The organism is Pseudoalteromonas sp. S1612, assembly GCF_005887175.1.
In the GTDB taxonomy this organism is placed as follows: domain Bacteria; phylum Pseudomonadota; class Gammaproteobacteria; order Enterobacterales; family Alteromonadaceae; genus Pseudoalteromonas; species Pseudoalteromonas undina.
Genome location: NZ_PNDH01000010.1, coordinates 41,418 through 65,814, shown reverse-complemented (window position 1 = coordinate 65,814; position 24,397 = coordinate 41,418). Strand labels below are relative to the sequence as shown.

At 40.0% G+C, this 24,397-nt stretch carries 16 protein-coding genes; 13 read left to right on the top strand and 3 right to left on the bottom strand.

Going from position 1 to position 24,397, the window contains the following annotated elements:
- Positions 1-67: 67 nt before the first annotated feature.
- Entirely contained in the window at positions 68-2,212 is a 2,145-nt protein-coding gene (locus CWB78_RS04810) for a transcriptional regulator (RefSeq protein ID WP_138594439.1), read from the top strand.
- A gap of 108 nt (positions 2,213-2,320) precedes the next feature.
- On the opposite strand, the gene CWB78_RS04805 is transcribed toward CWB78_RS04810, so the two are convergent.
- The gene (locus tag CWB78_RS04805) at positions 2,321-3,382 is read right to left on the bottom strand and encodes a hypothetical protein (protein WP_075170530.1); all 1,062 of its coding nucleotides are present in this window, start codon (positions 3,380-3,382) and stop codon (positions 2,321-2,323) included.
- A 26-nt stretch (positions 3,383-3,408) separates the two neighbouring features.
- Positions 3,409-6,234: an excinuclease ABC subunit UvrA gene (gene uvrA / locus CWB78_RS04800; RefSeq protein WP_075170529.1), complete on the bottom strand. Its 2,826-nt coding sequence runs from the start codon at positions 6,232-6,234 to the stop codon at positions 3,409-3,411.
- 164 nt (positions 6,235-6,398) lie between these two features.
- On the opposite strand from uvrA, the gene CWB78_RS04795 reads away from it, so the two are divergent.
- The 3 genes from CWB78_RS04795 to CWB78_RS04785 all read left to right on the top strand — a co-directional run bounded on the left by CWB78_RS04795 (position 6,399) and on the right by CWB78_RS04785 (position 10,484).
- Positions 6,399-7,766, top strand: coding sequence for an MFS transporter (locus CWB78_RS04795; protein ID WP_138569792.1), 1,368 nt, complete (start codon positions 6,399-6,401; stop codon positions 7,764-7,766).
- A gap of 20 nt (positions 7,767-7,786) precedes the next feature.
- On the top strand, positions 7,787-8,488 hold the full coding sequence (ssb, locus tag CWB78_RS04790; RefSeq protein WP_013463917.1) for a single-stranded DNA-binding protein: 702 nt from the start codon (positions 7,787-7,789) through the stop codon (positions 8,486-8,488).
- Positions 8,489-8,837: 349 nt separating this feature from the next.
- Positions 8,838-10,484 carry an EAL domain-containing protein gene (locus CWB78_RS04785; protein WP_138594437.1) on the top strand — a complete coding sequence of 549 codons (1,647 nt, stop codon included), beginning with the start codon at positions 8,838-8,840 and terminating at the stop codon, positions 10,482-10,484.
- A 4-nt stretch (positions 10,485-10,488) separates the two neighbouring features.
- Here the strand turns inward: CWB78_RS04785 and CWB78_RS04780 are convergent, their stop codons facing one another.
- The gene (locus CWB78_RS04780; protein ID WP_138594435.1) at positions 10,489-11,397 is read right to left on the bottom strand and encodes a 1-aminocyclopropane-1-carboxylate deaminase/D-cysteine desulfhydrase; all 909 of its coding nucleotides are present in this window, start codon (positions 11,395-11,397) and stop codon (positions 10,489-10,491) included.
- 335 nt (positions 11,398-11,732) lie between these two features.
- Here CWB78_RS04780 and CWB78_RS04775 point away from each other — a divergent pair, with 335 nt between their 5' ends.
- The 9 genes from CWB78_RS04775 (at position 11,733) to tldD (ending at position 24,386) form a co-directional block, all read left to right on the top strand.
- A complete protein-coding gene (locus tag CWB78_RS04775) occupies positions 11,733-13,730 on the top strand; it encodes an SUMF1/EgtB/PvdO family nonheme iron enzyme (protein ID WP_010390465.1) in 1,998 nt (665 codons plus the stop codon).
- A gap of 135 nt (positions 13,731-13,865) precedes the next feature.
- Positions 13,866-14,909, top strand: a complete 1,044-nt coding sequence (locus CWB78_RS04770; RefSeq protein ID WP_008113726.1) for a rod shape-determining protein — start codon at positions 13,866-13,868, stop codon at positions 14,907-14,909.
- Positions 14,909-15,751 carry a rod shape-determining protein MreC gene (mreC, locus tag CWB78_RS04765; protein WP_010390466.1) on the top strand — a complete coding sequence of 281 codons (843 nt, stop codon included), beginning with the start codon at positions 14,909-14,911 and terminating at the stop codon, positions 15,749-15,751. Before CWB78_RS04770 ends, mreC begins: the two co-directional genes overlap by 1 nt.
- Entirely contained in the window at positions 15,744-16,223 is a 480-nt protein-coding gene (gene mreD, locus CWB78_RS04760; protein ID WP_016900308.1) for a rod shape-determining protein MreD, read from the top strand. Before mreC ends, mreD begins: the two co-directional genes overlap by 8 nt.
- Positions 16,223-16,792 (top strand): Maf family protein, encoded by a 570-nt coding sequence (locus tag CWB78_RS04755; protein ID WP_010390468.1) that lies wholly within the window; start codon positions 16,223-16,225, stop codon positions 16,790-16,792. The genes mreD and CWB78_RS04755 overlap by 1 nt, the downstream gene beginning before the upstream one ends.
- A gap of 1 nt (position 16,793) precedes the next feature.
- On the top strand, positions 16,794-18,266 hold the full coding sequence (gene rng / locus CWB78_RS04750) for a ribonuclease G (RefSeq protein WP_008113735.1): 1,473 nt from the start codon (positions 16,794-16,796) through the stop codon (positions 18,264-18,266).
- A complete protein-coding gene (locus CWB78_RS04745; protein ID WP_138594433.1) occupies positions 18,266-22,114 on the top strand; it encodes a YhdP family protein in 3,849 nt (1,282 codons plus the stop codon). Before rng ends, CWB78_RS04745 begins: the two co-directional genes overlap by 1 nt.
- Positions 22,111-22,950, top strand: a complete 840-nt coding sequence (locus CWB78_RS04740; protein WP_054202527.1) for a carbon-nitrogen hydrolase family protein — start codon at positions 22,111-22,113, stop codon at positions 22,948-22,950. Before CWB78_RS04745 ends, CWB78_RS04740 begins: the two co-directional genes overlap by 4 nt.
- A complete protein-coding gene (gene tldD / locus CWB78_RS04735; RefSeq protein WP_055012250.1) occupies positions 22,947-24,386 on the top strand; it encodes a metalloprotease TldD in 1,440 nt (479 codons plus the stop codon). The genes CWB78_RS04740 and tldD overlap by 4 nt, the downstream gene beginning before the upstream one ends.
- The last annotated feature ends 11 nt before the right edge of the window (positions 24,387-24,397 follow it).

Sequence of the window (24,397 nt, the reverse complement as noted above, 5' to 3'; positions counted from 1 at the left end):
ATTAACCTAGCTATATTAAAAAGTGTACCTGTGGTAGGGTTGTTGAAAAATAAAAATATGTAAAACTATGAATTATCAAATCGGACCTTGGCAATTTATTAGTAATCGCTGTGTGATTACTTCAAACAATATGGAAAGGGAATTAGACCCACTTTTAGTAAAGCTATTACTGCACTTTATAAATAAGCCTCAACATATTGTTTCTCGACAAGAGCTTATTGAAAGTGTGTGGCAACAGAGCTTTGTTGATGATAATGCGATTAACCGTGCAATCTCAGAGTTAAGAAAGCAGCTTGCCCACCCAACTGAAAAAGCACCGCTTTTAAAAACTCATTACCGTAAAGGTTACAGTCTAACCGTAATACCAGAGCGTTTAACGCAAACAAGCGTTTTTGAAGAGCCTGCAAACTTTTTGCCTGACTCACCGGATTTTTTTGCCAAAAATGAAGAGGTAGTGACTGCAACTACTTCTCAACCGGTTCAAAGAACGAATAGTAAAAAGTTTTTGATCTATTCTTTAGTCGTCATTATTTGTCTGTGCTTTTTAGTATGGTTAGGGTTGTTTTTTATTAATGCACCTTCTAGCGAAAAGATTAAACAGATCACGGTTAATAAGGTAGCAAGCACGTGGAATATAGGTAGTGAAGTTCACCCTGAATTATCCTCAGATAAACAATATTTAGCTTACACCAATATAGAACCTGAAAATGACGTAATGCATGCATTTGTAAAGCGACTATCTGATCAAAGGGAAGTTGAAATTACCTATCCTGGCTTTCAGGTATCTATTTTATCGTGGCAATTAAATCAGCACTCAGTGTTATTACAAGCTACCAATTTAAAACAACAAAAGTGTGAAATGGTACTCGTTGATCTAAGCCAGTTTCCTGTTATAGGGGAGGCTACCTCTATTAAAAAGTGTGACTTTAGATACACAGGTTATGCGCAAGTAGACGAAAGTGGTGAGCATATTTATTACACCGAATATAAAAATGAGCATGATGGTTCAGGCTTATATAAATTTGATTTAGAACTTAAAAAAGAGTTTATAGTGATCCCACCGCCAGGTGTAATGTACGGCGCGATCATGCCGCGTTTATCTCAATCTGGTAATAAAATAGCGTATATACTTAGTCAAAAGGGTAAGCCTTTTTCTGTATTTAGTTACGACTTTGAAACCCACGAAACCAAGCGCTTATTTAAAGCAAAGAAAAGTATAATTAGCTTCGCGTTTGACTGGCTTGCAGACGATAAAGGCATAATAGTATTTGAAGGAACACAGCTTTCAACCATTATATTTGATGAAAAAAACACTGTTAAAAATACACTAACAGTAACCCCAAATATAACTCCTTATTATATAGCAGTGCACTCTGCCAATAGTCTTTTTTATTCAGAGAATAAAACCCAATCATACTCGCTAATTAAAGTAACAGACCCTTTTGGCGATACACCTAAATATGAAACGCTCTATAAAAGTGATAAAGACGACTACAACATTATTGAAATAGTTAATAAAGAAGGGCCTGCGCATGTTTTTGTATCTGAGCGTTCTGGCAGCAGTCAATTATGGCTCTCTCAAAATGGTTTTACAAAGCAACTCAGCTTTTTTAATTATGATGATGCCCCTTCGACTTTTGCATTAGGAATGCTCCGAGCTTCTCCCAATAAGCAGCGCATAATGTTCATAAAAAATAAAAGCTTTTTATTTTATGACGTAAACACTCAAAAAATTTATCCATTAGAAGAATTTAATAAACATAAAATAGTAAGCTATATTTGGTCAAAAAATAACGAAAGCATTATTTATATTAAGCGCCTTGGTACAAAAAATATATTGGCAGAGTTTAATTTACTAACTCGTGATACTCATGTAATAGAAGGAATAAAAGCGAATAAACTCATTTCAGATAGTAAAGGTAACGGCTACGTAACCAACGATAATCAGTTAATTCGCTTATCCGATAGGCAAAGCTGGGAATTACCTAAAAATGCCAAAAAGTCAGTTGCATATGGGATCAGTAAAGACTATTTCTATTATTCAGATTCTATTTCAAGAATCGCTAGACTAAATTTACAAGATCAAACCATACAAGATACACACGTGGACTTTCGACCTATTGGTTTTGAGGTAAACGAAAGCAATGAAATATTATTTACCGGATCTAAGTATAAAGATATGCAAATAGTACAAATCAGTTGGGACGAATAGCATTATTTATTATACCGAGAAAGCCAGTGCCCGTGCTGAGAAAACATTAAAAGCAGTTTATGATGCGGTTGGGTTTATTCCACGCCCATAAGCCTGTTTTTTTGTATTTTAATGTTTTGTAGCAGAAATACCGGCAGATTCACAGGCTCTAACTATAAATTGATAGCCATAAGGCATACTTTGATCAGGCGTTATTTCAACAATTTCGTAATCATTGAGCTCAATTGACTTACTCTCTTTTGACTTTTTACAGCGAGAGTAGCTATCTGCCTCATAACTATAGGCAAACATAGCGATTAAGCGTTTACTGCGCTCAAAGTAGCCTTTAGTATCTAAAAACTGCTTAACTGTCTGGGTATTATCGTCTTCGCCTTCTAAGCGAATACCAAATGTTTTTGTCTGAGTTTTGTCATTGTCTGAAGAGGGAAGTTTTTTTTCTATCTGTTCACTTAACTCTTCTATTGCTTGTTCCTGTTCTGCGGGTGACTTATTCGCAATAGACTTACTATTTTCAAAATTCTTTACTATGTCGTTTAATACTTTTTCAGGCGGTTTGTCATCAATGAACGCGATTAAACTTACAAACACCACAGTAGCTAAAAAAAAGCGCGTAAATGCAGTGAGAAGCGGCGAATAGCTTTGACTGATAAATTTAATACGATCAGAGCCAAAGGGTTTTATAAGCAGTAAAACGATGATGTAAAATGGCAAAATAAGCTGTAAGCCGAGTAAGGTTGCTAGGGTTATCCCCAGTGTCCAAGGCGGTAAATATAATAAAGTGGCAAAGTTGTGGGTGTAGTTAAAATGATTAGCTGATACTTGCGTTACTTCATTCACTATACCGCTTGCACCTGCTAGAACAAAGTTAGCAATACTGGCATAAAATACCAAAATAAGTGCTTTGCCAGCGAGTGAATTCCAGAGCTGATTAAACTTGGGCCAAAACTCTACGATTAGTGCAACAATGGTGATGCTGGCGCACAACCAGGTTAACTTAAAAATAGCTAAACTTATAAGTGCAAGAAGGTAAAGCTTTTGCGCGGTGTTAAGGTTAAACCATATGCTTTTTATATGACTCAGCAGTTTAATTTGGTGTGGTTGCCAGCTTTTTTGCTGTTGCTTAAACTGTTTATTAGCACGCCATTTTGCAACTTTTAAATACCTTAACACCGGCTTTCCTCAAAAGTGTATTACCGCTATTTATTTAATAGCGGTTTTAAATAGTGCCCAGTATGTGAGCGCTGACATTCCGCCACTTCTTCTGGTGTGCCTGCAATCAGTATTTCACCGCCGCCAGCACCACCTTCAGGGCCTAAATCAACGATCCAATCGGCAGTTTTTATTACATCTAAATTATGCTCAATTACTACAATGGTATTGCCATGATCGCGTAGGCGATGAAGCACCACTAATAACTGTTCAATATCAGCAAAATGAAGTCCCGTGGTTGGCTCATCAAGAATGTACAATGTTTTTCCAGTATCACGCTTAGAGAGCTCACGTGCTAACTTAATTCGCTGTGCTTCACCACCAGAAAGTGTTGTAGCGGCTTGGCCTAAACGAATATAAGAAAGTCCAACATCCATTAGGGTTTTAAGTTTACGTGCTATAGCTGGTATTTTATCAAAGTAGTCATGGGCATCTTCAACGGTCATGTCGAGCACTTGGTTGATGTTTTTGCCTTTATATTGTACTTCTAAGGTTTCGCGATTATAACGTTTACCCTTACACACATCACACGGTACATATACGTCTGGTAAAAAGTGCATTTCTACTTTAATAACGCCATCACCTTGGCATGCCTCACAACGCCCACCTTTAACATTAAAGCTAAAGCGACCTACTTTGTAACCACGTGAACGGGCTTCTTGAGTACCTGCAAATAGCTCACGAATACCAGTGAAAATACCAGTATAAGTGGCAGGGTTTGAACGCGGTGTGCGGCCAATAGGACTTTGGTCAATATCAATTACTTTATCAAAGTGCTCAAGTCCTGCAATTGACCCATAAGGAGCTGCTTCTGCAGTAGTTGCACCGTTGAGTTCAGTGTGGGCAAGTTTAAACAAGGTATCGTTAATGAGTGTAGATTTACCCGAACCAGATACACCGGTAATACAGGTCATTAAGCCAAAAGGTATTTTTAAATCAACATTTTTTAAGTTATTACCCGTTGCTCCAAACAGCTCTAACCATTTATCGTTAGTAGCATGGCGCTCTTTAGGTACTTCTATTTTACGCACGCCCGATAAAAACTGGCCGGTAACCGAGTCTTTGCTTGCTAAAATATCATCGCGTGTACCTTGAGCAATAACATGGCCGCCATGTACGCCAGCACCTGGACCAATATCAATAATATGATCAGCGGCGCGAATAGCGTCTTCATCGTGTTCTACAACAATAACGGTGTTACCCAAATCGCGTAAATGAACTAAGGTTTTCAATAAACGGTCGTTATCACGTTGGTGCAAACCAATTGAAGGTTCATCCAGTACATACATAACACCCACTAACCCAGCACCAATTTGACTCGCTAAACGAATACGCTGTGCCTCACCGCCTGAAAGTGTGTCGGCGCTGCGCTCAAGTGATAAGTAATTTAGGCCTACATTTATTAAGAACGATAACCGGTCGCGAATTTCTTTTAGAATTTTTTCGGCGATTTGGCCTTTTTGCCCAGTTAAATGCAAACCTTCAAAAAAGCTCATCGCCTCACCAATACTCATATGCGTAATGGTTGGCAAGTTAGTTTGACCAATAAATACATTGCGTGCTTCTTGGCGCAAACGTGAGCCTTTACAACTAGGGCATGCTTGGCTGGTTTGATATTTGGCTAGTTCTTCACGCACTGAGTTTGATTCAGTTTCGCGGTAGCGGCGGTTCATATTGTTTAACACGCCTTCAAATACATGATTACGTGTAATTAAATCACCGCGGTCATTACGGTAATTAAATGCAATTTTAGTATCACCAGAGCCATCTAAAATAATTTTTTTATGTTCTTTTGCAAGCTCTTGATAAGGAACATCTAAATCAAACTCGTAATGCTGTGCAACCGCTTGTAACATTTGATAATAGTAAAAGCTGCGTTTATCCCAGCCTTTAATTGCACCGCCAGCTAAACTTATTTCAGGGTTATGAACCACGCGATTAGGGTCAAAGTATTGTCTTACGCCTAAACCATCACAGCTTTGACAAGCTCCTGCAGGGTTATTGAACGAAAATAAACGCGGTTCAAGTTCGGTCATCGCATAGCCACAGGTTGGACAGGCAAAATTTGCTGAAAACAGCATTTCTTCAGCACTGCTATCGTCCATAAAAGCAATGTTGGCAACGCCGCCTGACATTTCAAGTGCCGTTTCGAATGATTCCGCAAGACGTTGTTGCTGGCCGTCTTTGACTTTAAAGCGATCCACCACGACTTCAATAGTATGCTTTTTATGTAAATCTAGCGGTGGTGGATCGGATAAGTCGCATACTTCACCATCTATACGAGCGCGAATGTAACCTTGACTGGCAAGCTGTTCTAATAGTTTTACATGCTCACCTTTACGGTCTTTAACAACAGGGGCAAGTAGCATTAACTTAGTGCCTTCAGGCAGCGCTAATGCAGTATCGACCATTTGGCTAATTGTTTGCGCTGCAAGCGGTAAATCATGAGTTGGACAGCGAGGTTCGCCAACCCGTGCAAACATTAAACGCAGGTAATCGTAGATTTCAGTAATGGTTCCCACGGTTGAACGGGGATTATGCGAGGTTGATTTTTGTTCAATGGAAATAGCAGGGGAAAGGCCTTCAATATGATCTACGTCGGGTTTTTCCATTAATGACAAAAACTGCCTTGCATAAGCAGAGAGTGATTCAACATACCGGCGTTGCCCTTCTGCATATAGCGTATCAAATGCAAGCGATGACTTTCCTGAACCAGATAAGCCAGTGATAACAATTAGTTTATCACGTGGGATGGTTAGGCTGATGTCTTTTAAATTGTGCGTTCGGGCGCCTCGGACTTCAATGTTTTCCATGCTATCTCGTTTATTGCCAAAAATTATTTGTTCAGTATCGCATAATACGATGCAATATTAATCCTTGATCATTGAAAAAATCCTTAGTTATAGACGATTAATTATTGCCAAGCTTGTGATAGAATCCTTGCCTAATTTTTTCACACAGTAAGATCACGCAAATAATGACCGCATCTTCACTTAATTCACGAGAGAAACGCGCCGCCGTATCGTTAGCGAGTGTGTTTGCATTTAGAATGCTTGGCTTGTTTATGCTGATGCCTGTTTTAGCTATTTATGGTCAATCGCTTGAAGGCTTTTCACCTATATGGATAGGTTTTGCAATTGGTGCGTATGGTTTAACGCAGGCCGTATTACAAATCCCAATGGGAAGACTATCCGATAAAATTGGCCGTAAAAAAGTGATTGTAGGTGGTTTACTTGTATTTGCTTTAGGCTCAGTGATTGCTGCTTTGGCCGAGTCTATACAAATGGTAACGGTAGGACGTGCCTTACAAGGTATGGGTGCTATTGCCAGCGCACTATTAGCGTTTGCATCAGACTTAAGCCGTGACGAACAACGACCAAAAGTCATGGCAGTGATTGGCATGAGCATAGGTATGAGCTTCGCCTTCGCTATGCTACTTGGGCCAATTGTGGCAGCTTCATGGGGTATAGCCGGAGTGTTTTGGTTAACTGCTATACTGGCTGTATTAGGAATTTTTATTGTCACTATGCTGGTGCCTAGTGCAATAAATAAAGCCCCTAAAGGCGATACACTTGCCAGCTTTAGTGACATTAAAAAGCTAATTAAACATCCGCAGCTTGCGCGTCTAAATGCAGGTGTATTATTGCTGCATTTAACATTGACGACTATTTTTGTAGTATTGCCAAGTCAACTAATTAAAGATGGACTTGTGGCTGAAAACCATTGGCAGCTTTATATCCCGGTTTTATTTTTAGCGTTTTTTTTGATGGTGCCAGTAATGATAGTGGCAATTAAAAAAGAGAAAGAAAAACAAGCCTTCATTGGTTCAGTGATGGTCTTAATAGTCAGTATGTTAAGTATGTCGATATGGGCCAATAGCGTTGTTGGCATTGCGGTTTGTATGCTGTTATATTTTGTTGCTTTTAACTTTTTAGAAGCCACTATGCCGGCTCTTGTGTCTCGTATTGCGCCTGCAAGCCAAAAGGGCTCCGCTATGGGTGGGTATTCATCTAGCCAGTTTTTAGGTGCTTTTTTAGGCGGTATGTTGGGTGGGTATGTAGCACAAACCACCAGTACGCAAGCTGTGTTTGCGGCGGCGGCACTTGTTGGGGTAATATGGCTTATTATTGCGTGGAAAATGCAAGTCCCACCGAAAAGCAAAGTTATTAGTTTAATGACCCAATTAGATTCTGAAGAGCAGGCACAAACACTAGCTTCTCAGTTAGTTGCTTTACCCGGCGTAATAGAAGCAACCGTAGTTCGCGATGAAAGTCGAAGCTACTTAAAGATTAATGATAAAGAATTTGACCTAGACCAAGCCCGAAGAGTGGCTGGTTTAATCTAACGTTTATAGGAGATGGTTCCATGGCACGCGGTGTGAACAAAGTAATTTTGGTTGGTAATTTAGGGCAAGATCCTGAAGTTCGTTACATGCCTAATGGTAATGGTGTAGCAAATATTACCTTAGCAACTTCAGACAGCTATAAAGATAAAAACACTGGCCAAATGGTTGATAAAACTGAGTGGCACCGTGTGGTATTTTTTGGCAAATTAGCTGAAATTGTAGGCGAATACTGCCGCAAGGGTTCACAAATTTACGTAGAAGGTAAGCTTCAAACTCGTAAATGGACTGACCAACAGGGCCAAGAAAAATACACCACAGAAATTGTTGTTGATGGTTTTACAGGTCAAATGCAAATGTTAGGTGCACGCGGTGGCGACCAACAAAGCGGTGGCTATCAAGGTAACCAAGGTGGTCAACAAAGTGGCGGTTATCAAGGTAACCAAGGCGGACAGCAAAGCGGTAGCTATGGTCAAAATAACCAAGGCCAGAATAGTCAGCAAGGCAATTATGCTCCACAGCAACAATCTGCACCTGCCCAGCAGCCGGCTCCACAACAAAATAACCAGTACCAACCACAGCAACAAGGTGGCTTTGCACCTCAGCAAAATAATGCACCACAACAGCAAGGCGGGTTTGCTCCTAAGCCGCAAAATGCACCGCAAGGTGGCGCATCAAACCCTATGGAACCAACAATCGACTTTGATGACGATATTCCGTTCTAACTTCCAACTTTTTAGTTTAAAAAGTTTTAAAAAAAAGCCCTGAGTAATCAGGGCTTTTTTATTGAGGCTAGTTACCATACCTTTTGCTTATCTTTATATGAGTGAATAACTCTCATTAGAAATTTATACATTGTTTTAAGGTTTACAAAGCATAGCAACGTCAATCTGTTTAATTTGTAACAAACCTCCCACCTGTGCCAATAAGGTGCAGCTATTACTTATAACTAAATATAATGTTTATAAACATTAAGTATTAATAATAAAACAGCTACTAAACTTTTATGATTGGCTTGTGCAATTGCAAATAGTAGACAACACTTTAATAACTTATTTAATGAGCGGGTAAGTTATGAAAGCCAGTCAGTCTCAGTTTACCAATTACGCTAGTGCCTTATTTTACGCTCTGTGTTTTATGCTATTTATTATTTTTAATAGTGGTTTAAATTTAGTTTTACAATATCAAAATAAGCAAACAGGTATAGAGCTCGCTAAGCAATTACAGCAGCCACTAGTTAATAAGCAACAACTTTTAGCAAATACACCTTTTACCCTAGCTCCAGATAAAGTTTCTGTTTATGTTAAGCAGCAAAAGCAATACTTCAGCTCTAATTCAAAAGGGGTTTTGTTATATTCATGGCCTCTTTGGTATGCCTACAGTGACCTATTTATAATAATGAATGTGTTTATTTTGGTCATAATTTTTGCTGTTAGACGCGCTATATTACTCAAAACGAGAGTAAATAACTCAATGGTATTAAAGCGTAACCAAAGCGATGGCTATAAAAAAGTGTGTTATACGCCTAAAACAATGCCTTCACTATCGATATTAAAGACAGCAGCCAAGGAGCAGAAAACAATTGGCTATAATATATTTGCACTCATTCAATGCGAATGTCATTTTGATATAAATACGGACTTGCAAGCGACTCTTAAAGTATTACTAGCAAAAGATTTTACCAATACGGCTGTAATATCCGTTAAGTTATTAACAGCAGGTAATTTTGCTTTTACTCTCAAAGGGGTTAGTGCGATTGAGAAAGCAAATTGTGCTAAACATTTACATCAATGCATGCTTAACGCAGCCTATATTTTAGCCCCTAGAGTGGCTGACGAGAGTATAAAGTTAGGTGTGTGTACTTACTACTCGAATGCTGATCAGGTGATGGTGTATCAGCTTGCCAGATCGTCACTCACACTATCAATGCAAAGTAGAGTGAAGCATTATCATCAATTGGCACTCAATTGCAGTCACCTTAAGGTGGCTGATGAAAACTTGGTCAAGCAGGGAATTGAAAAGCAAAAATTAGCGATTTTATTTCAACCTGTATACGAGTTGGATAGTGGCACTATTATTAAACATCATGTTTTAATTAAAAGTAGCGATAAGACAAATAAACAACTATTTAATCAAGATTATATAAGTCAGTTTTACAATGAGGATGAGGCGCTATTACTAGACCAAGCAGTTGTTATGCAAGTTAAAAAACTGCTGTTAATAGAAAAGTCATCGTCTGTTATTAGTATTAAATTGCATCCTAAAAGTTGGTTTAATAGTGAGTTTTGGGGTTGGCTAAGTAAACATATGAATGAGTTGAAAAGCCTTCATACGTTACAGTTTTTGATAAATGAAGCTGATTTCTTAAATAACCAAGATCGGTTACAGACTGCTTTTTCGGCCATAACAGCGCTCAACTTTAATATCGTTATAGATGAGGTTAGAAGTAGTAAAAGTATATTTAACTTCACCCATAATAAGCAAATAGTGGGGCTTAATTTGGCCTATGAACTTGTTCATGGAATAGATCATAATTATTTCCAGCAAAAATCTGTCAGGGGAATTGTGCATATTGGCAAATTATTGAGTCTGCCGGTGGTGGCCTCAAGTGTAGAAACGTATCAGGAACTGCAATTTTTAAAAGCGATAGGTGTTAGTACTGCACAAGGGGGGTATTTTTCTGGATTGTTACCCGACTTCACTCAAGTTGCATTTCATTAGCTAATTAAACAAGTCCACGATATTTTAGCCCGTCTAAACCTTGCAGCCCACCTGTATGAATGGCAATAATTTTGCTGCCAGAGGGAAAGTAGTCGTTGTTAATGAGCTGCCAAAGTGCATACATCATTTTACCGCTGTAAATAGGCTCAAGTGGTAACTGATATTGTTGCAACATATATTGGCAAAACTGCCACAGTTCAGAGGTAAAACGACCATATCCGCCATCATGAAATTGTGTAAGTAATTGCCAATTACTTTGTGATTTAGCTCTAGGGCTAAGGGCTCGTATTTCGTCTCTCAGGTAGTCGGCTTGCTTTAAAACGGCAATACCTAGTAGGGTGCTTTTATTTGAGCTGCCCTCTATTAAGCCCGCCAATGTTCCACCACTGCCAGTAGGACAGATTAAGTAGTCGTGCTCAGGTAAACTTTGGGCGAGTTCTTTACATCCCTCTAAAGCAAACTCGTTAGTGCCTCCTTCAGGCAGAATATACGCATTGGGAAATCGAGCCTGTAATGCCGATAAGTATGCTTTATCATTTCGTTGTCGGTATTCTAATCGATTAACTACATGTAATTGCATGCCACATTGCTTTGCAAATTTTAACGTTGGATTATTGAGGTCAAGTTCAGGTCCGCGCACAATTGCGTGAGTTACTAGGTTAAATTCTTTTCCTGCGGCTGCACACGCGTGAATATGATTCGAAAAAGCGCCACCAAAGGTCAGTAACTCTGTTTTGCCTTGTTGTTGCATGCGAGCTAAATTGTATTTGAGCTTTCGCCATTTATTACCACTAATAACAGGGTGCAATAAATCATCACGCTTAATGTTTAACGTAATGTTTTTTTCTGCTAGCAATTTGTTATTAATTGGTTGTAAATAACTATGTTCATTAATATTGAATGGTATTGGCATTATCACTCTTTTTTATTAGTTACATGGTGAATGTGCTGTTTAATAGCGTTATTTTGACTTAAATTTTATTACTTAAGCAAATTAAAAAATATGAATACGCCGTTAAATTGGTATCTTTTGGGCGTAAATGGCAGATAAATATCGATGTTGTTAAATAAATTAGCTATTTAGTACAAATGAAACGGTTATTTACTGGCATGAAACGGGATAATAGTTGTAAACTGAGATAATAAATGAACAAAGCTTGTGTTTTGTGCTTCAAGTACATAGCATAAGGTTTTATTATAAAAAATAATAATAACCAAATAATTGCCGCTTTTTTGGGACTGGAATATATGCGAATTGCTCCTTTATCTCTGTTAATTTCTGCTAGCTTTTTTGCCAGCACAGTATTTGCACAAGATACAACTACTGTAAACAGAATTGAATCAGAGATTAATACGAAACAAACAGAATACACTCGTTCAACAACGATGCTCGATAAATATTTACAAGAAGAAAATCAGCTTCAAACCCAACTTGAACTGCTAAGAGCGCGTTCAACACAACTTGATAAAGAAAAAAATCAAGCGTTAGATGCGATGAATGATATGTACCGACGCTTAATTGATAACCCGTCGCTTGATATTACTTCTGCACAATCGCGTTATCAAAAAGCCGTTGTTGATCAAGAACAAAATAAAAATGATATTTCTATGCAATTGGCGGCAATTGCATCCCATCTAAAAGATATTGAGCAAATTCGCGCTGATAAACATGCACTTCAGAACACCATCGAAAGTTTAAAAGTGCAATACACTACTGCGCGTGTAGAGCGACTGCGCAATGAATTTACCCGCGAGGGAACACTGGAGGTCGATCATACCCTTAATTGTAAGCGTACTGAAACACTCGCTGCATGTGAACAACGCGGCCAGCAGATGGGGCTGAAAAAAGCCACTAATCGCTTTTTAGATCAAATTTTTGAAAACCTTACAGAAAAACGTCTGGTTGAACCTAAGCGAGACATGTCAGGGGCACAAGTACAGATTTTAAGTAGTCACGTCATTAAGAGCGCATTTAGCGGCCAAGGTGATTATAACGTCAATTTAAGCGTTACTATGCGTGGAGATGTAAACAGTAGTCGTTTATGTCACTTATTAAGTGTAAATAACAGTTTTTGTTCAGAGTATGGTACCCCGCTGACAAATACTTATCAGCCAGCTTATAGCACTACTTTTTCTGATAGTCAGTTAACATTCAGCGATAATACGGATAATAAAGCGGTCGCTAAAATAGTTAATAAAAAGCCTAAAGTGGTCGCTGAACAAAAGAAAGATCAGTTAATTCAGTTAACTTTGCGTTCAAACGTACATGGTGATGAAGTTTTTATTAACGACATTAGTGTAGGTTCAACTCGCTTAGTAACAAGATTACCGCGTGGTTTGCATAAATTAGAAATACGCAAAGAGGGTTACATCCCTTATAAAGCACGTATTGACTTAAAAAAGACACGCACGCTTTTTGCTAAGTTAGAAAAAAAGTCAGAGTCGATTGCTGCACCGACTAAAAAGCGAGAGCAAATAATACAAGCAGATTGTCCTAAGGGAATGGAAGTTGATACGCAGCCACCAACAGTGGATTCGTCAGCCGTAATAATCCCAGTTGGCACATTTAAAATGGGCGATATTAACGGCAATGGACTGGAAAACGAGCGTCCTGTTGTTGAAAAAACGATTAGTGAATCTTTTGTCATGCAAAGTAAAGAAGTCACTGTTGGCGCATTTGAGAAGTTTGTAAACGAGACACAATACAAGACTGAAGCTGAAAAAGGCAAAGGCTGTGCTTATTATCTAAATGGAGAACCCGTTTGGGAAGCGAGCTTAAATTGGCGAGCTCCAGGGTTTGAGCAAACAAATGATTTTCCAGCTGTGTGTTTGACAAAAAATGATGCTACGGCTTACGCAGAATGGTTTTCTGATAAAACAGCACAAGTGTATCGTCTGCCAACAGAGGTTGAGTGGGAATATGCTGCGCGTGCAGGTACAGATACTGAGTACCCTTGGGGTAACGAAATTGGTAAAAACTTAGCAAACTGTGGTTGGTGTGGTAGCGAATGGTCAAACAAACGCACCGCTCCGGTAGGGTCTTTTTCTGCAAATGCATTTGGCTTATACGATACAGTGGGCAATGTATGGGAATGGACTAGTAGCACAGAGAATAAAAAAAATGCTGTGGTTCGTGGCGGCGCATGGAACTTTGCTCCTAGCCTCGCTCGTGCCTCAACGCGTTTAATCCTAGCGCCAGACTTTAGAGCTAATTACATTGGCTTTCGCTTAATGAGCGAACAATAATATTTAATGAGGAAGCACACGCTTCCTCTTTTTAATGATTACAAAGACGGCTGCGCTTTATATTGCTCATTACATTGAGAATGTTAAAGTAAGCGCAACTAAAATAAGAACGAATTTCAAAGGTCATCCAGCCTCATGTTTAAAAAACTCCGTGGTATTTTTTCAAACGATCTATCGATCGATTTAGGTACAGCCAACACACTAATTTATGTAAAAGAAGAAGGGATTGTATTAAACGAACCTTCAGTTGTTGCTATTCGTCAAGAGCGTGCTGGTGGACCTAAAAGTGTTGCATCTGTAGGTACAGAAGCTAAGCAAATGTTGGGGCGCACGCCTGGTAATATTAAAGCTATTCGTCCGATGAAAGATGGCGTGATTGCTGATTTTTATGTGACCGAAAAAATGCTACAGCACTTTATTAAGCAAGTGCACAACAATAACTTTATGCGACCAAGCCCACGTGTACTTATTTGTGTGCCTTGTGGCGCTACACAGGTTGAAAAGCGTGCCATTCGCGAATCAGCGATGGGGGCAGGTGCTCGTGAAGTTTACTTAATTGAAGAGCCTATGGCTGCTGCAATTGGTGCAGGCTTACCAGTATCTGAAGCAACGGGCTCTATGGTTGTTGATATTGGTGGCGGTACAACCGAAGTGGCTATAATTTCACTCAATGGTGTTGTTTATTCGTCATCTGTTCGTATTGGTGGCGACAAGTTTGATGAAGCCATTATTAATTATGTACGTCGTAACTTTGGTAGCTTAATTGGTGAAGCCACGGCTGAGAATATTAAACACCAAATTGGTTCTGCATTTAAAACAGACGATCCAGTAGAAATAGAAGTGCGTGGTCGTAACCTTGCAGAAGGTGTTCCTCGTTCGTTCACACTTAACTCGCATGAAATTTTAGAAGCATTACAAGAGCCGCTAATGGGTATTGTAAGCGCTGTCATGGTTGCACTTGAACAGTCACCACCTGAGCTGGCATCTGATATTTCAGCACATGGCATGGTGTTAACTGGCGGTGGCGCATTACTAAAAGATTTAGATCGCCTACTCATGGAAGAAACTGGCATTCCAGTAGTTGTTGCTGATGATCCACTTACATGTGTTGCTCGTGGTGGCGGTAAAGCGCTTGAGATGATTGATGTGCACGGTGGTGACGTTTTTAGTTACGATTAATGAAATCAATGTTTGAAAAAACAATCTCTTTGCAACTGCGACTTTTTGTCGCAGTGCTTTTGAGTATCGTATTGATCCTTGGGGATAGATACACAAAGGGCGGTGAGAATATTCGCACCAGTTTGAATACCTTAGTTAGTCCGCTCATTTATGTTGCCAATCTACCTTACGAAGTATTTAGCTTTAGCGCTAAGAGCTTGCACACCCGCGAACAGTTACAAACTGAAAATGAAGCCCTGAAAAAAAAGCAAATATTGCAGAGCGAGCAAATTCAGCAATATGAATTCTTAGCAAAAGAAAATCAAAAATTACGAGCCTTAATGGGCTCGTCCTCAAAACACACCAATCGTAAAATTATTGCTCAAGTACTTTCTGTTCACTCAAATCCTTATAGCCACCAAGTGGTGATAAATCGAGGAACCACCGATGGTTTAAGTGAAAGCCAAGCAGTGATTGATGATATGGGACTTGTGGGGCAGCTGACTAAAGTGGGCTCAACCACTTCAAGAGTATTATTAATTACCGATACCACCCATGCTACGCCTGTACGTATTTTACGTAATGACGTGCGAACAGTGGTTGAAGGTATTGGTAAAATTAACGTACTGAAACTGTCGCATGTGCCGCATAGTTTAGATGTACGTATTGGCGATGTGCTGGTTACCTCTGGCCTTGGTGGTACGTTTCCTGAGGGCTATCCGGTAGCGGTGATCACCGAAATAACCCGTGATGAAGGACAACCTTTTGCACAAGTATTTGCTGAACCTATAGCTCAATTAGACCGAATTCGATTATTAGTCGTGTTATGGCTAAATCAGCAGGAGTTGATGGGAGATGATTAATCGCCATATGCTATTAATTGCGTTAAGTATTTTCTTTGCATTGGTAATGGCTTTGATGCCGTTACCCTTTTCACTTGAACCATTTCGCCCTGACTGGGTGCTGTTGGTACTTATGTACTGGTCTTTGGCTTTACCGCATCGCTTAAACATAGGCACGGCTTGGGTTGTTGGACTACTGATTGATTTAGCGACCGGTTCTTCTTTAGGTGTAAACTCATTAACCTACTCGGTGTGTATTTTTGTTACGGCAAGTAACTTTCAAAAAATTCGCAATTTTTCATTGTGGCAACAAAGCCTTTTAATTGGCTTATTTTTAACGCTTTATCATTTAATGCAGTTTTGGTTAAATCATTTTTTACTTGGCGTTTATTTTAGCCCACATTACTTATGGCCTGTATTAACAGGTATGTTGAGTTGGATATGGGTATTTTTATTACTTAGAAAATACCGTAGACACTTTAGGATCAGATAATGACTTGCGCAGTATATTTAGCCTCCGCGTCTCCCCGCCGTAAAGAGCTTTTAACCCAGTTGGGTATCGAGTTTTCACAATTTAGTGTTGATGCCGATGAAAGCCAGCTTGCTAACGAACTCCCATATGATTATGTCGAACGTTTAGCGCGTTTAAAGGCACAAATGGGCGTAGAACAAGGATATACCGATCGGCCTGTTCTAGGTAGTGATACCGTGGTAGTGATGGATAATCAATCATTATGCAAGCCACGAGATAAAGACGACTTTACTCACACCTTAAAACGTTTGTCAGGAAATACTCACCAAGTGTTAACTGCTATCGCTTTTGCCACACCAGAAAAAGTAATGAGTTGTGTTGTCAGTACTGATGTTACTTTTAAAATACTCAATGATGAAGAAATAGACGCTTACTGGCAAACGGGCGAGCCTCAAGATAAAGCCGGTGGTTATGGTATCCAAGGGTTAGGTGGACGCTTTGTAACGCATATTTCGGGTAGCTATTTTGCCGTTGTAGGCTTACCTTTATATGAGACAGAACAATTATTACATACATTCTTAAGAGGGTAGCATGAGTACAGAACTACTGATCAATGTCACGCCAAGTGAAAGTCGCGTTGCCCTAATCGAAAACGGTGTATTACAAGAAATTCAGCTAGAGCGTATTGGTAATTTAGGCATAGTAGGCAATATTTACTTAGGTAAAATAAGTCGCGTGCTACCTGGAATGCAAGCCGCTTTTGTTGATATAGGCTTAGAGAAAGCCGCCTTTTTGCACGCTTCAGATATCGTCAATAGTGCTTCTATTGTTGAAGGTGTTGACGACGAGCCAATTAAAAAAGTCCAAGATATTCGTGAGCTTGTTCGCCAAGGTCAGTACATTATGGTGCAAGTGGTTAAAGATCCATTGGGCAGTAAAGGTGCTCGCTTAACCACTGATATTACTATACCGTCACGCTATTTAGTATTTATGCCAGATGCGACGCATGTTGGTGTGAGTCAACGTATCGAAACGGAAGAGGAACGCGCTAGGCTTAAAAAAATTGTTGCTGAATATGGTGATGAAAACGGTAGCTTTATTGTTAGAACTGCCGCAGAAGGCGCAAGTGAAGTAGAGCTTCGTCACGATGCTGCATTTTTAAAAAAGCTGTGGGATAAAATAGTTTCTAAGCGCCGTAAAACCAGCAAAGCGAGTATTCTGCATGAAGATCTTACGCTGGCTTTTAGAACATTACGTGATTACGTGGGCGAAGATATGGAGCGCATTCGTGTTGACTCTAAGCTTACCTATCAAGAGCTTAAGCTGTTTACTGAAGAATTTGTGCCGTTATTATCACAAGTACTTGAGTATTACCCGGGCGAGCGACCCATTTTTGACTTATTTGATGTAGAAAGTGAAATTCAAAAGGCATTGCATCGTAAGGTGACTTTAAAGTCTGGTGGATACCTGATCATAGATCAAACCGAAGCAATGACCACGGTTGATGTTAATACCGGTGCATTTGTTGGTCATCGTAACCTTGAAGAAACTATTTTTAATACTAATGTTGAAGCAACCTCAGCTATTGCTCGTCAACTAAGGCTGCGCAATTTGGGCGGTATTATTATTATCGACTTTATTGATATGGTGAGCGATGAGCACAAACGCCGGGTAATGCACTCATTAGAATCTGCGCTTTCGAAAGATCGTGCTAAAGCCAATATTAATGGTTTGTCAGCATTAGGGCTGGTTGAAATGACCCGCAAGCGAACTCGCGAAAGTTTAGAGCACATACTGTGTGATGTATGTCCTGCATGTTCAGGGCGAGGTTCTCAAAAAACGGTTGAGACCGTATGCTATGAAATCCTTCGTGAGATAGTACGTGTGAACCGGGCTTACGATGCGGATAAGTTTGTAGTTTATGCATCTCCTGCAGTATGTGAAGCGCTATTAAATGACGAATATCATAACCTTGCAGAGTTAGAGTTATTTATTGGCAAGCAAGTTAATATCCAAACAGAGAGCTTATACAGCCAAGAGCAGTTTGATGTGGTAATGATGTAATGAAATTTAAAGCGGCCTGTTTCTTTTGTATGCGCAAATTATGGCAAATAAGTGCTGTAATTTTGGTGCTACTGGCCGTCATTGTTTCTATTTTAAAATACACCTTACCCTACGCAAATGACTATAAAGGCGAGATAGAAAATTATCTTGATAGCAAGTTTGATATTAGCCTATCGATAGGTGCTATATCGGCAAGTTGGCAAGGTAATGGCCCTGCCTTAGTGCTCGAAGAATTATCATTTAAAGACAACCAAACCGCCCCTATTTCTTTAACTATTGCGAAAACCAGTTTAGAGCTAAACCTTTGGGAAAGCCTAAAGTCCCTTCAACTTAAGTCGAATTACTTTGTCATCAATGGTTTTCATACCAAGGTTAATGTCGCGAATTTATTTGTAGGTAACCAAGACGATGTGTCATTTGAGCAAAAGGAATTAATAGAAGGGCTGTTTTTAGGTGAAACAGGTCATTTTGCAATAGAAAACTCCAGTATCAACTTTGTATTAGAAGATAACAAAGAACGTAAACTGTTATTAGAAAACATTGTATGGCAAAACCAAGATAAACAACACCTTGGTAGCGGTAGTCTAGCATTACCGGGTATTTCGGTAGGGAATTTTGATGCGCGCATTGCGCTTAAGGGGGAAACCTTAGAGCAAATGGTGGGTGATCTGTATGTGCAGGCTAATCAGGTTGATGTGTCAAATTGGTTAGCGCAATACATTAATACTCAAAAGCAGCATCTACATAGCGATTTAAACTTACAAGCTTGGCTTAGATTAGAGCAAGGCCTAGTGAGTGACGTAAAAGTTCAGTGGTTACCGAGCGCGGTAAATTGGCAGCTCAATGAACAAACACAAAATGTAAGCCTAAGTGAAGGGGGATTTCATTTATACCCTGAGCAAAATAGCTGGCGATTAAAAAGCACGGGCTTAGCATTTAGTACGGGTGAAACCACATGGCCAAGCCTTGAATTTGAAGCCTTATTGGGTAAGCAAAATAAAATATGGCTACAGCAACTTGATTTAGCGCTATTGAGTGATTTAGCTGAGTTGACTAATTTTACCGACTTAGCCCCTTTTTTAGCACGCCAACCTAGCGGACAAATAAAGACTGCGTACCTTGAGTTTGCAGATACAAAGCAGTGGCAACTATGGTTTGATGCTGACGAAATTAGCTGGCAAGAAAAAAACGCCGTACCTGCCGCTCAATCTTTAAGAGTTAATGGGCTGGTTAATCAGCAGTATGGTCGCATTGCGATTTTTGGTGAGAACAGCCATTTAATTACAGGCGCTAGCTTTAGTAATAATATTGATTATAACCAATTAAATATTGAGCTAGATTTAGCTAAGCGCTCAGGCGATTGGTACATCAGCAGTGATAACCTTTGGCTTGATAACAATGAGGTGACTTTAAGCGCACAAATGCAGCTGAGTTTGGGTGATACGCCACGCTTAGATTTATATGCTGAAGCGTTTGCACCAGATGCCAGTATTGCTGGTCACTATTTTCCTTTAACGTTAATGAGTCCTGACTTAGTTAGTTATTTAAATGGCGCAATAAAAGCAGGCGAAGTATCAAATACTCAGGTGTTATTTTCTGGCCCACTATCAGGCTTTCCATTTGAAGATGGTTCAGGGCAGTTTGATGTAATAGCACAAATAGATAATGCCACCTACCAATTCGATCCCGATTGGCCAGCAGTTACTAATGCCAATGTAAAACTGCATTTTGCTAATGAGCGAATGGATATATATAGTCAGCAAGGTCAACTGGTAAACCTTGACGTTGGCAGTAGTGTACATGTAAGTATTGATGACTTAATGGGCGATGCGCCGTTGGTAGTTAGTATTAATAAGCAAGCAGAGCTTGAAAAAATGCACGATTTTTTTGCCGCTACGCCTTTAGCAAATCCATTGGCTGATATTTTTAATGTTGTGCAAGGGCAGGGGCTTGCAAGTGCAAATATTGAATTACTAATAGGTTCACAATTTGAGGGGGGAGCCAGTGTCAGTGGAAAGGTTAATTTACTCGACTCACCTCTCTACATTTCTGCACCTGGTATTTCTCTTGAGCATTTAAAGGGCGAACTTAGCTTTAATAACCAACAAATAAATCTCACTAATGCAACGGCTACATGGCTGGGTATGCCATTAACTATTAACTACAATAGTGACGCCAACGCAGAGGATTATCGCGCTAATATAAATATAAGTGCTCAGCTTGATGCACAAACACTCATAAACCGTGGTCAAGGCATTTTAGATGGTTACTTAAGCGGGCAAAGTGATGTTGATATTGCTTTGGATCTTAACTTTACCGAGCAAGGGTTTAACTACCGTGCCCAAGTTGAATCGCCCCTTATTGGCTTAAATAGTTCTTTGCCTGGAGCATATACAAAAAGCAGTGAGCAAGCTTGGCCACTGAGTGCAGTTATTCAGGGTGATGATATATCTAACTTGATCACCGCAAACGTTGATCAGCTAGTGTATTTTAATGCCATTCTAGACAATGCTAAATCACAGTTTAACAACGCCCACTTTATAATCGGTAACAAAGATTTAGGGCTTAACGCGCAAGATTTAGCGGTAAGTATTAACTTAGCGCAAAGTGAGTTATTACCTTGGATTGATTTAATTGATCAAATTATTAATGCAGCTAAAGCGCAGCCAGAGAGTGCATCGCCAGGTATTATGCCGCCTTTGTATGAGGTTGTTGCGAATATTAACTCTTTTAATGTGAGTGGCATGCAGTTTAATGATTTTGATATGCGTTTATCGCCCTTAAATAATAACTTGCAATTAAAGCTCAATGCTAAAGAATTACGAGCAGAAGTGTTCATTCCCAGCGAGCAATCAAGTCAGCCGATTCGAATAAACAGTGACTATTTAAGGCTTAATTTTTTAGAGGCCGAAACAGAGCAACCAAGCGAAAAATCATCTCCTGAACAACTTGCATGGCTTACAAGTTTGCCTGCTATTGAGTTTGAATGTGCCGATTGTAAGGTCAGCCATTATCAGCTAGATAAAGTCAGCGCCTCATTGTTAGGTGATGGTAAAAAACTGCTTATTTCTGAGCTAGTAGTTGATAAGGGCGATCATATATTACGTACTAAAGGGCAGTGGCAAAATGGCCTAACAGCAATGAGCGGCGAACTTAAAAGTGATGATATTGGCGCTTTATTTAATGAATTTGATATCACCACTACTATTAAAGACTCAAACGCCAATCTAAATTATCAACTAAATTGGCAAGCGGCACCTTATAACTTAGACATTGCTAGTTTAGACGGTGAAATTAGTTGGGATTTAGGCGAAGGCCATTTAACTGAGGTGAGTGATGGAGGCGCACGGGTATTTTCATTACTGAGCCTTGATTCATTAGTGCGTAAGCTAAAACTTGATTTTAGAGATGTATTTTCTAAAGGTTTTTTCTATAACAGCATGAAAGGTACGATGCAGATAGATAAGGGCATTGCCTATACCCAAGATACTAAAATGGATGGGGTGCCTGCCGATCTCTCGATTAAAGGGTATGCAAATTTAAATACTCTCGAAATTGACTACGACTTAGCAGTAGCACCGCAAGTAACGTCGAGTATTCCAGTAATTGTGGCTTGGATGGTTAACCCAGTAACGGGGCTTGCAGCTTTAGCAATTGATAAAGTAATTCATTCTGCGCGAGTGATCTCAGAGATCAACTTTAAAGTGACGGGTAAAATGAACGATCCTCAGGTACAAGAGTTAGATCGTAAGAGCCGAGAGGTGACCTTGCCACAAGCAGCACAAAATCAGCCGCGAGCATCCTCAGAGTTAAAACTCAAAGATGCTGAGGTTAGCGCCGCGCAATGAATAAACAACGCATAAACTCATCTCCTGCGATTATCGCATTGCAAATGTGCTCAGGCTTTAACCCTGATGATAACATTGCAGCTTTAAAGCAAGCGTTAGCTGAATTACCAAGCACGCGGCCTTTGTTAGTATGTTTACCAGAAGCGTTTTTAGTGTTTAGTAAACACGCTGGTGATACGTTGTTAGTGTCACAGCGTATTGAGCAATATAAACAGCAAATTAGTGAATTGTGTCGTAAACACAATATTTGGTTAAATGCTGGCACCATGCCAGAGCCCTATGACCAACATAAGTATTACGCTGCCTCACACTTGTTTAATAACCAAGGCGATATTGTTGCAAGCTATAACAAAATACATTTATTTGATGTTGAGGTAGATGACCAGACCGGCAGCTACCGAGAGTCCGACTTTACTCAAGCGGGCGATGAGATTGTGGTTGTTGATTCTCCCTTTGGTAAAATTGGTTTAACAGTATGTTATGATTTGCGCTTTGCTGGTTTATTTAATGCCTTAGCTCGTAAAGGCGCAGAAATTATATTAGTACCCAGTGCGTTTACTGTTCCAACAGGTAAAGCGCATTGGCAGCCGCTACTTGCAGCACGAGCAATAGAAACACAGTGCTATGTTATTGCTGCAGCGCAATATGGAACACATGAAAACGGTAGACAAACTTATGGTCACAGCCTGATGTTATCGCCCTGGGGTGAAACATTAAGTGAAAAACCAACAGGGCTTGGTTTTATTAGTTGTACCGTAGATTTGAACCAGTTACACAAAATTAGACGAGATATGCCGCTGCAATCTCACCAACGATTTAGAGAGCCATTATTATGAATTCGGTTGAACAGCATTTATTACACGACAGCCAGCTAAATCGAGAAGAACTCGAAAAAACATTAGCTTATATTCACCAGCACAAAGTTGATTATGCCGACCTTTATTTTCAATCGAGTCATCATGAGTCTTGGGTATTAGAAGACGGCCTTGTTAAAGAAGGGTCTTATAACGTTGAACGTGGTGTTGGCGTACGGGCTGTTAGTGGTGAAAAAACCGGTTTTTCGTATTCAGACGCAATTAATTTAGAAGCGCTAAATAAGGCCGCAACTGCTGCACGTAGTATTGCCGATGCCGGTGAAGATAAAGCGGTTAAAGTATTTAGTGACGTGGCTGCTAAAGAGCAGTACGCGCCACATCAACCAATTTCTAGCATGAGCGATACCGATAAGGTTAATTTGTTACGTGAGCTTGAAAACTATATTCGCGAATTAGCCCCAGATGCTGAGCAAGTTATTAGCTCAATGTCTGCGGTATACGAAGAGGTATTAATTGCAGCCAGCGATGGCACCTTTGCTACCGATATTCGCCCACTGATCCGTTTAAACTGCTCTGTATTGCTAGAGAAGAATGGTCGCCGTGAACGTGGCGGTGCTGGTGGCGGTGCCCGCCTAGATTATGGTTACTTTAAAGAGCTTGTTGACGGTAAGCCGCGTTGGATGGGTTTTGCAGAAGAAGCCGTTCGTCAAGCTAAAGTAAACTTAGAAGCTATTGATGCCCCTGCAGGTACTATGGAAGTGGTATTAGGTAATGGCTGGCCAGGTGTGTTGTTACACGAAGCGGTAGGCCATGGCCTCGAGGGTGACTTTAACCGTAAAGGCGCGTCTGCGTTTAGCGGTAAAGTAGGGCAAAAAGTTGCTTCAGAGCTATGTACTGTGGTTGATGATGGTACTATGGCTGATCGTCGTGGTTCACTTAATGTGGATGACGAAGGTACGCCTGCAGCCTATAACGTACTTATCGAAAACGGTATTTTAAAAGGCTATATGCAAGATAAAATGAACGCGCGTTTGATGGGGGTAAACCCAACAGGTAACGCACGTCGTGAGTCATACGCGCATTTACCAATGCCACGTATGACCAACACTTACATGTTAGGTGGAGAGCACAGCCAAGCTGATATTATCAGCACGGTTAAAAAAGGCGTGTTTGCCCCTAATTTTGGTGGCGGCCAAGTGGATATCACCTCAGGTAAGTTTGTGTTTAGTGCCTCAGAAGCTTACTTAATTGAAAATGGTAAAATTACTCAGCCAATTAAAGGGGCAACATTAATTGGTAATGGCCCTGAGGTTATGCAACAAATCTCTATGGTAGGTAATGATTTAGCGCTTGATAAAGGCGTCGGTGTTTGTGGTAAAGACGGTCAAAGTGTACCAGTAGGCGTTGGCCAGCCAAGCCTGAAAATAGATAACCTAACAGTAGGTGGCACGGCTTAATTTTTATAACT

Excerpts from the sequence above, each read along its gene's own strand:
- CWB78_RS04740 (WP_054202527.1), top strand. The coding sequence starts at position 22,111 with ATGAATAAACAACGCATAAACTCATCTCCTGCGATTATCGCATTGCAA.
- tldD (WP_055012250.1), top strand. The coding sequence starts at position 22,947 with ATGAATTCGGTTGAACAGCATTTATTACACGACAGCCAGCTAAATCGA.
- uvrA (WP_075170529.1), bottom strand. The coding sequence starts at position 6,234 with ATGGAAAACATTGAAGTCCGAGGCGCCCGAACGCACAATTTAAAAGAC.
- CWB78_RS04810 (WP_138594439.1), top strand. The coding sequence starts at position 68 with ATGAATTATCAAATCGGACCTTGGCAATTTATTAGTAATCGCTGTGTG.
- CWB78_RS04775 (WP_010390465.1), top strand. The coding sequence starts at position 11,733 with ATGCGAATTGCTCCTTTATCTCTGTTAATTTCTGCTAGCTTTTTTGCC.
- CWB78_RS04755 (WP_010390468.1), top strand. The coding sequence starts at position 16,223 with ATGACTTGCGCAGTATATTTAGCCTCCGCGTCTCCCCGCCGTAAAGAG.
- mreC (WP_010390466.1), top strand. The coding sequence starts at position 14,909 with ATGAAATCAATGTTTGAAAAAACAATCTCTTTGCAACTGCGACTTTTT.
- CWB78_RS04780 (WP_138594435.1), bottom strand. The coding sequence starts at position 11,397 with ATGCCAATACCATTCAATATTAATGAACATAGTTATTTACAACCAATT.
- CWB78_RS04745 (WP_138594433.1), top strand. The coding sequence starts at position 18,266 with ATGAAATTTAAAGCGGCCTGTTTCTTTTGTATGCGCAAATTATGGCAA.
- CWB78_RS04785 (WP_138594437.1), top strand. The coding sequence starts at position 8,838 with ATGAAAGCCAGTCAGTCTCAGTTTACCAATTACGCTAGTGCCTTATTT.
- CWB78_RS04795 (WP_138569792.1), top strand. The coding sequence starts at position 6,399 with ATGACCGCATCTTCACTTAATTCACGAGAGAAACGCGCCGCCGTATCG.
- ssb (WP_013463917.1), top strand. The coding sequence starts at position 7,787 with ATGGCACGCGGTGTGAACAAAGTAATTTTGGTTGGTAATTTAGGGCAA.
- CWB78_RS04770 (WP_008113726.1), top strand. The coding sequence starts at position 13,866 with ATGTTTAAAAAACTCCGTGGTATTTTTTCAAACGATCTATCGATCGAT.
- mreD (WP_016900308.1), top strand. The coding sequence starts at position 15,744 with ATGATTAATCGCCATATGCTATTAATTGCGTTAAGTATTTTCTTTGCA.
- rng (WP_008113735.1), top strand. The coding sequence starts at position 16,794 with ATGAGTACAGAACTACTGATCAATGTCACGCCAAGTGAAAGTCGCGTT.